Source organism: Actinoplanes sp. GCM10030250 (genome assembly GCF_042666575.1).
In the GTDB taxonomy this organism is placed as follows: domain Bacteria; phylum Actinomycetota; class Actinomycetes; order Mycobacteriales; family Micromonosporaceae; genus Actinoplanes.
The window spans coordinates 85,752-92,821 of the sequence record NZ_JBHTDO010000042.1; the positions used below are offsets into that span (position 1 = coordinate 85,752).

5 protein-coding genes are annotated in these 7,070 nt (G+C 72.0%); all 5 read left to right on the forward strand.

What is annotated here, in order from left to right; translation table 11 throughout:
• Window positions 1–118 precede the first annotated feature (118 nt).
• The 5 genes from ACFQV6_RS37460 to ACFQV6_RS37480 all read left to right on the forward strand — a co-directional run bounded on the left by ACFQV6_RS37460 (window position 119) and on the right by ACFQV6_RS37480 (window position 6,786).
• Window positions 119–1,054 carry a glycosyltransferase family 2 protein gene (locus ACFQV6_RS37460; protein WP_378032438.1) on the forward strand — a complete coding sequence of 312 codons (936 nt, stop codon included), beginning with the start codon at window positions 119–121 and terminating at the stop codon, window positions 1,052–1,054.
• Entirely contained in the window at window positions 1,051–2,367 is a 1,317-nt protein-coding gene (locus tag ACFQV6_RS37465) for a glycosyltransferase family 2 protein (RefSeq protein WP_378032439.1), read from the forward strand. The genes ACFQV6_RS37460 and ACFQV6_RS37465 overlap by 4 nt, the downstream gene beginning before the upstream one ends.
• Before the next feature lie 85 nt (window positions 2,368–2,452).
• Window positions 2,453–4,828 carry a hypothetical protein gene (locus ACFQV6_RS37470; protein WP_378032440.1) on the forward strand — a complete coding sequence of 792 codons (2,376 nt, stop codon included), beginning with the start codon at window positions 2,453–2,455 and terminating at the stop codon, window positions 4,826–4,828.
• On the forward strand, window positions 4,825–5,616 hold the full coding sequence (locus tag ACFQV6_RS37475; protein ID WP_378032441.1) for a DUF1616 domain-containing protein: 792 nt from the start codon (window positions 4,825–4,827) through the stop codon (window positions 5,614–5,616). The genes ACFQV6_RS37470 and ACFQV6_RS37475 overlap by 4 nt, the downstream gene beginning before the upstream one ends.
• Window positions 5,617–5,625: 9 nt before the next feature.
• The gene (locus ACFQV6_RS37480) at window positions 5,626–6,786 is read left to right on the forward strand and encodes a glycoside hydrolase family 26 protein (protein ID WP_378032442.1); all 1,161 of its coding nucleotides are present in this window, start codon (window positions 5,626–5,628) and stop codon (window positions 6,784–6,786) included.
• Window positions 6,787–7,070 lie beyond the last annotated feature (284 nt).

Consider the following 7,070-nt stretch of genomic DNA (forward strand, 5'->3'; position numbering starts at 1 on the left):
CCGCAGCACCCCAGTGACCCGGCCGGACCCAGGGCCCGGCTCGGCCCCGCCGGCCGCACCGCCCGCCGTCCCGAGGCCGGGCTGAGGAAGCCCTACCGCCCCACAGGAGCGCTCCCCCGTGAACCACACCCCCCTCCCCACCACGATCGTCATTCCCACCTACTCCGAGGTCCGCTGGGATTACCTGACCCGGACCCTCGACTCGGCCCGGTCGCAGACCCGCACACCCGACGAGATCGTCGTCGTCGTCGACCACAACCCGGCGATGTTCGAGCGGATCAAGCGCGAGCTGCCCGGCGTCACGGTGCTGCAGAACGCGTACGCCCAAGGTGTCTCCGGAAATCGCAACACCGGCGCCTTCCATGCGCGGACGCCGCTCGTGGCGTTCCTGGACGACGACATCGTCGCCGACCGCCACTGGCTGGCACGGCAGATCGAGCCGTTCGCCGACCCGGCGGTCATCGGTACGGGTGGCGCGATCGAACCGGCGTGGGAGGGCCCGGCACCCCGCTGGATGCCCGCCGAGTTCCTCTGGGCGGTCGGCGGCTCGTACGCCGGCATGCCCACCGAGACCGCACCGATCCGCAACGTGTGGTCGGCCAACATGATCGTCCGCAAGGACGTGTTCGAGGCAGCGGGCGGTTTCCGGGTCGGCTTCGGCAAGCTGGGCTCCCGCAACCGCCCCGAGGACACCGACCTCTGCCTGCGGATGAGCCAGGTGAACGGCGGCCGCTGGATGTACGTCCCGGGCGCCGTCATCCAGCACGAGGTCCCCGCCGAGCGGGCCAGTTTCCGGTTCTTCGTGCGCCGCTGTTACGCCGAGGGCCGCGGCAAGGTCCAGATGGCCGGCCTGCACGAGAACGACGCGCTCGGCGCCGAGCGCAGCTACCTGTGGTCGCTGCCGAAGGCCGTGGTCCGCCACGTCGGCGCGGCCGCCACCGGTAAGGGCTCCGACCATCTGCTGCGGGCCGGCGGCGTCATCGCCGGTGTCACCGCCGCCGGTGTGGGCGGGGTCGTCGAAACGGTCAGTTCGAAGCGAGGCGGCAAGCGATGACCATGGCCCCGAACATCGACGAGCAGAGCATGGTCCGTCCCGCTGTCGTCCTCGACCTGGAACTCTCCGAGCCGCTGCCGGCGATCGCCCCGGTGGCGCCGGACGGCCGCCGGGTCCAGCAGGCCTGGGCCCTGGTCCGGCTCTTCACCGAGCCGCTCGGCACCGTCCTGGTCGACGTGCCGGAGTACGGGCTCGCCCCCGAGCAGCTCGCGGCGGCGATCGACGCGGAACTGGGCCCCGCGGTCCGTTCCCGGCTGAACGGCGCCCCGGTCCCGGTGAACGGTTTCGTCCCGGCCACCGAGCCCGCGTTCCTGGCGAGCCGGCGCGCGATCCTGGCCCAGGCGCCGGAGATCACCGTGGTGATCTGCACCCGGGAGCGGCCGGGTGCGCTCGCCCGCTGCCTCGACAGCCTCCTCGCCCAGCAGTACCCGGCCTTCCGGATCCTGGTGGTGGACAACGCCCCGGTCACCGAGGCCACCGCCGAGGTGGCGCGCTCGGCGGCCCGCCGCGGACCGGTCGAGTACCTGCGGGAGCCCAACGCCGGCCTGTCGTTCGCCCGTAATGCGGCCGTCGCCGCCACCAGGGGACAGATCGTCGCCTGGATCGACGACGACGAGACGGCCGACCCGCACTGGCTGGCCGAGGTGGCGCGGGCGCTGGTGACGCACCCGGAGGCCGACGTGGTCTCCGGCGTGATCGTCCCGGCCGAGCTGGAGACCCGGGCACAGTTGTGGTTCGAGCAGTTCGGCGGGCACAGCAAGGGCCGCGGGTTCCGGCCGGACACGTTCGGCCCGCACACCGCGCACCTGCAGAGCCCGCTCTACCCGCTGCCGCCGTTCGGCACCGGCGCGAACATGACCTTCCGGCCCGGCGTGATCGAGCGGATCGGCGGCTGGGACAACGCGCTCGGCGCCGGTACGCCGGCGATGGGCTCCGAGGACACGCTCGCCTTCACCCAGGTGCTGCTCAGCGGCGGAACCATCGTCTACCAGCCGACCGCGGTCACCCATCACTACCACCGTCCGGACCTCGAGGGCCTGCACAAACAGATGGTCGGGTACGGGACCGGGCTGACCGCCGCGTACACCAGCCTGCTCCTGCGGCAGCCCGCCCTGCTCTGGCGGCTCCTCAAGCTGGCACCCACCGCCCTGCGCGACCTGACCGGCTCGGACAGCCTGCGGGTGTCGACGCTGCAGGCCGACTTCCCCCGTGAGCTGCTCTCCGCGAACCGCCGCGGAATGATCGCCGGGCCGCGCGCGTACCTGCGGGGACGGCGGGCCGCCCGGGCGAAGCTGCGGGGAACCGCCCGCTGATCATTCCGGCATACCGTTACCAGGAGCAATGCTCCGCCTACTCTTGGTAGTAGGCGGAGTTCCTGAGCTGTGGAGGCTGTTTTTCATGGGGGACCAGCCGACGTCCGACTCCGAACGGGCGCCGGAGGAAGCGACCGCGAAAGCCGCGGGCCCGCGACCCGACGAGGCGGTCGTCCTCACCCAGGACAACCCGGACAACAAAGACGACAGCGACCCAGCCGGCGACAAACCGGCCGAGCCGGAGCCGAATCCTTCGCCAGAGCCGGAGGAGGCGAAGGCCAGACCGGTCGGCGAGGACACCGTGGTGATCCGGCTCCCGGCGGAGACGGCCAAGAAAGCGGAAACCGCAGAGACTGCGGGCAAGGACGACACCGTCGTCATGCGCAAGATCCCCGGCGAGGAAACCGTCGTCCTGCGCCCGGAGGTCAAGAAACCGGTCGGCGACGAGACCGTGGTCATCCGGCTGCCCGCCACCAAGCCGGCGAAGAAGAAGCCGGCCACCGACGACACCGTCATCATCCGGCTCCCGCAGGCCCCGAAGACCAAGGCCGCCGGCCGCGCCCGGGTCGCGAGCCGCCTCGCCGGCGAGGAGACCGTCGTCATCCGGGTGCCGACCGCACCCGAACCGGCGCCGAAGCCCGGCGGGTCGTTCGACCTCGGGTACGCCCCGTGGGTCCTCGCCCTCTCCAGCCTCGGCGTGGTGCTGGTCGCGCTCGCGTACGGCGGCGGCCGTCACGAGTCCTCCTGGGCCATGACCGCCTACTGGACCGGCCAGGTCATCGTCTTCTCCCCCGTGGTGTTCCGGCTGCTCAGCCGCCTCGCCGGGGTCGCCGAGTCGTTCCTGCTGGTGATCGGCCTGGCCGCGAACCAGTACATGCTGAAGTGGATGTACAGCCCGGACCAGTTCCGGTTCCCCGACGAGCTCCAGCACTGGCTGGCCACCACCCTGATCACCGAGTCCGGCGAGCTGTTCCGGCCCAACCAGGCGCTGCCCCCGGCCGTGCATTTCCCCGGCCTGGCCGAGATGGGTGCGGCGGTGTCGCAGCTGACCGGCCTGTCCGTGACGGCCGCCGGCACCCTCGTCGCCGGGGTCGCGCATCTCATCTTCGTCGGCATGCTCTTCGCCGCGGTGCTGCGATCCAGCAACTCACCGGCGATGGCGGGCGTCGCCTGCGTGACGTACGCGACGGCCATGCACTACCTGTTCTTCAACTCGATGTTCCTGTACCAGACGGCCGCGCTGCCGTACTTCATGCTCACCGTGTGGGCGTACCGCCGGTGGCGCACCGCCGGCGACCCGGTGTTCGCCGTCCTGGCCGTGGCGGGCATCGCGATGACCACCGTGAGCCACCACGTGACCGCGTTCGCGCTCGTCGCGACGCTGGTGCTGCTCGCCGTGACCGAGCTGGTGCTGGAGAAGCCGCGGCCGTGGATCACGCTGAGCATCCCGCTCGCCGCGCTGGCCGTGGTCGCCGCGTGGATCGGTTTCGTGGCGCAGGACGTGATCGCCTACCTGGAGGCGCCCGTCGAGGGGCTCGCCGCCTCGCTGAACCAGCTGTTCGGCGGTGCCGCCGAGGACGCCACGGCTACCAAGCCGGTACCGCTGACGCAGCTCGCCGTACAGGGCCTGGGTCTGCTCGGTCTGTTCGTGCTCTTCGTCGCGGTGGGCCGGGACATGCTGCTGCGCCGGGACCGGGACACCTGGCGGTGGGCCGCGCTGATCGGCGGCGGGGTCTTCTTCGCCGGCAACGGTGCCCGCTTCCTCGGCGCGAACGGCCCGGAGATCGCCGGCCGGCTCTCCACCTTCACCTACATCCCGATGTCGATCGTCGCGGCGATCGCGATCGTGTACGCGGTGCAGATCATCCCGCCCAAGGACGAGCGCGGCCGCCGCTGGCGCTCCTCGCTGCCCCCGGGTCTCGCGGTGACCACCGGGCGCCGGCTGGCGGGCCAGGTCTACCTGGGTACCGCGCTGATCACCGTGCTGATGATCGGCGCGCGGACCGGTGGCTGGCCGCCCGTCTCGGCGCTGCTGCCGGGACCGTACCTGCCCGCCGCGTACGAGCGGTCGGTCGACGAGTTCGGCGTGGACGCGGCCCGCTGGCAGGAGGCGACACTGCCGCCCGGCACGCGGGTCGGCGGTGACATCACCACGGTGGCGCTCTCCTCGACCTACGGGCGGATGGATCCGGTACGCGAGGTCGGCGAACTCTTCCACGCCGAGCAGTGGACCGGTACGGAGGAGGCGATCGCCCGCTCCCGGGGCGTCTCCTACCTGGTCGTCGACGAGCGGCTCAGCGAGGCCCTTCCGCCGGACGCGTACTTCCAGGGCGACCCGATGGCCGGCCGCCTCACCGAGCCGATCCCGGTCGCCGGCCTGCGCAAGTTCGACACTATCCCGGCGGCCTCCCGGCTCTACGACAACGGGCACGTCCGGATCTACCAGATGGGACTCTCGTGAACACGGTCCGGGCCGGCTCGCTCGCCGGCGTGACGGTCGCCGCCGGTGCCGCGGTCCTGCTCGGGCCGCTCCCGCTCTCCGTACCGGGCGGGCTGCTGCTGGCCTTCGTGCTCCCCGGATTCGCCCTCGTCGAGGCGGGGTTCCGGCCCGGCCGGCGCGACATCGGCGTGGTGGAGCGCCTGGTGCTGGTACCGGCACTGAGCCTGGCCGTGCTGGTGCTCGGCGGGCTCGGGCTGTGGGCCATCGGCGGTGCGCTCACCCAGGCGGGCTGGCTGTCGATCGCGGTGGCGGTGACGCTGATCGGGATCGGCGCCGCGGTGGCCCGGGCCCGGGCAGCGCCCGGGGACGAGCCGTCGGTTCCCCACTCCCCTGCCGCGGCCCGGCCGAAAATGATCACGCGGCGGCGGCTGGTCCGCGATGTGGTGCCGCTGACCCTGGCGGTGGTGCTGCTGGCCGGGATCGGGTGGTGGTCGTTCGCGGACTCGGTGCGGACGTATGACACCGCGGTCACCAGCCTGTCGGCCGCCCCGCCGGGGCCACTTGATCTTGAGGGCAACCGGGCGGTGCAGGTCAGCGCCACCGGGCTGGCTCCGGCGGACGGGCCGTACCGGCTCGTGCTGACGGATACGGCGGGTGAGGAGCTGCGGGAGGAGAGCCTTGTTCCGGACACGGGTGGCGACTGGACCGGGCGGCTCAGCCTGCCGGGTGAGGAGCGGGTGACGGTGAACCTGTTCCGGGGTGGCGAGAGCTCGGCCCTGCGTACCGTGATCATTGCCGCGACGCAGTGAGCCGCCGCCGTGCCTGCTGAGCGATCCACCCGGGCCTGGCTCGCGGCCCTCGCCGTCGCCGTCCTGGCGATCGGCGCCGCCGTCGCCGCCCGGCCGGACCCCGCTGACCGCAACCAGTCACCGACCCCGCCGCCGTCCTCCATCGCAGCGAGCTCGCAGCCGGTCGCACCGGCCTTCATCCCGGCAGCGGACGCGATCGCCGCGGCGGCAACGAGCGAGGGAAAGCGCTCCGCACGCACCCAGCTCTCCCTGCCACGCGAACCCGGCGTCTGGCCAGGCACCAACGGCCTCTCCGGCGTCAACGGCTACCCCGTCCTGAACAGCGCATCCGTCCGCACCTTCTGCACCGGCCGCGGTCGCGCCTGCAACGTCGCACAGACCTACACCGACCGCAGCACCTACGAGTCGATGACCCGCGGCACCGGCTGGACGTTCGAGTTCTTCGCCGACTTCGACGGCGTGCTGGTCGTCTCCCAGGGCCTGGTACCCGACGGCGGCGAGGACCTTCTCGGCGACTGCGCCGCCGGCGACTACGACGCACACTGGCGCGACTTCGGCTCCCTCATGGTCGAAAACGGTCGCGGCGATTCCGTTGTCCGCCTCGGCTGGGAGATGAACGAGTCCACCATGGGCTGGCGTGGCCTGAACACCGCCGACTACCTGGCCTGCTACCGCCGCGCCGCCGACGCCCTGCGCTCCACCAACCCCGCGGTCGTCCTCGACTGGACCATCAACGCCCACAACTCACCGGCAGCCCTGTGCGGCGGCCTGAGCACCAACTGCTACCCCGGCGACGCCTACGCCGACATCATCGGCATCGACAACTACGACCACCACCCCTGGTCACCCACCAAGGCCGATTTCGATCGCACAGCCGCCCGCCCCGAGGGCCTGGACTGGCTCTTCGCCTTCGCCCAGCAACACGGCAAGCTCTTCTCCGTCGGCGAATGGGGCATCATGCCCACCGCCGACGCCGGCCGCGACAACCCCGACTTCATCAGCTGGATGCACGACTGGTTCGCCGCACACGCCACCCACCTCGCCTACGAGGCCTACTTCCAGCGCTGCGACGGCACCGCCTCCCAATCCAGCATCCTCCGCCCCGCCGACCCGAAATGCCTCCCCAACACCGCCTCCAGCAGCCGTTACCGCTCCCTCTACACCCCCTGACCTACCCCTTGACCGCCGCCGGGTGCGCCCTCCGCGGCCACCCTCCACTGTGCCCCATCCCAGGCGCGCCCCTCACCCTCCCCTTCCGATCAACCGATTTCCGGTACGACCGACGCAGAGCTCTGCCCCCGCGCAGCGACCTCCCTGCCCGGTCCCGCTTGCGACGCCCCCGCCGGGCTGAAACCGGTGGTCCCGCCCACCCCTCCAACCCTTCTCCCCAGCCCACCAACCCAGCTGGCCCTCAGCGGTGCTTCCAGCCCCCAAAGGCCCCTCTCACGCCCAGC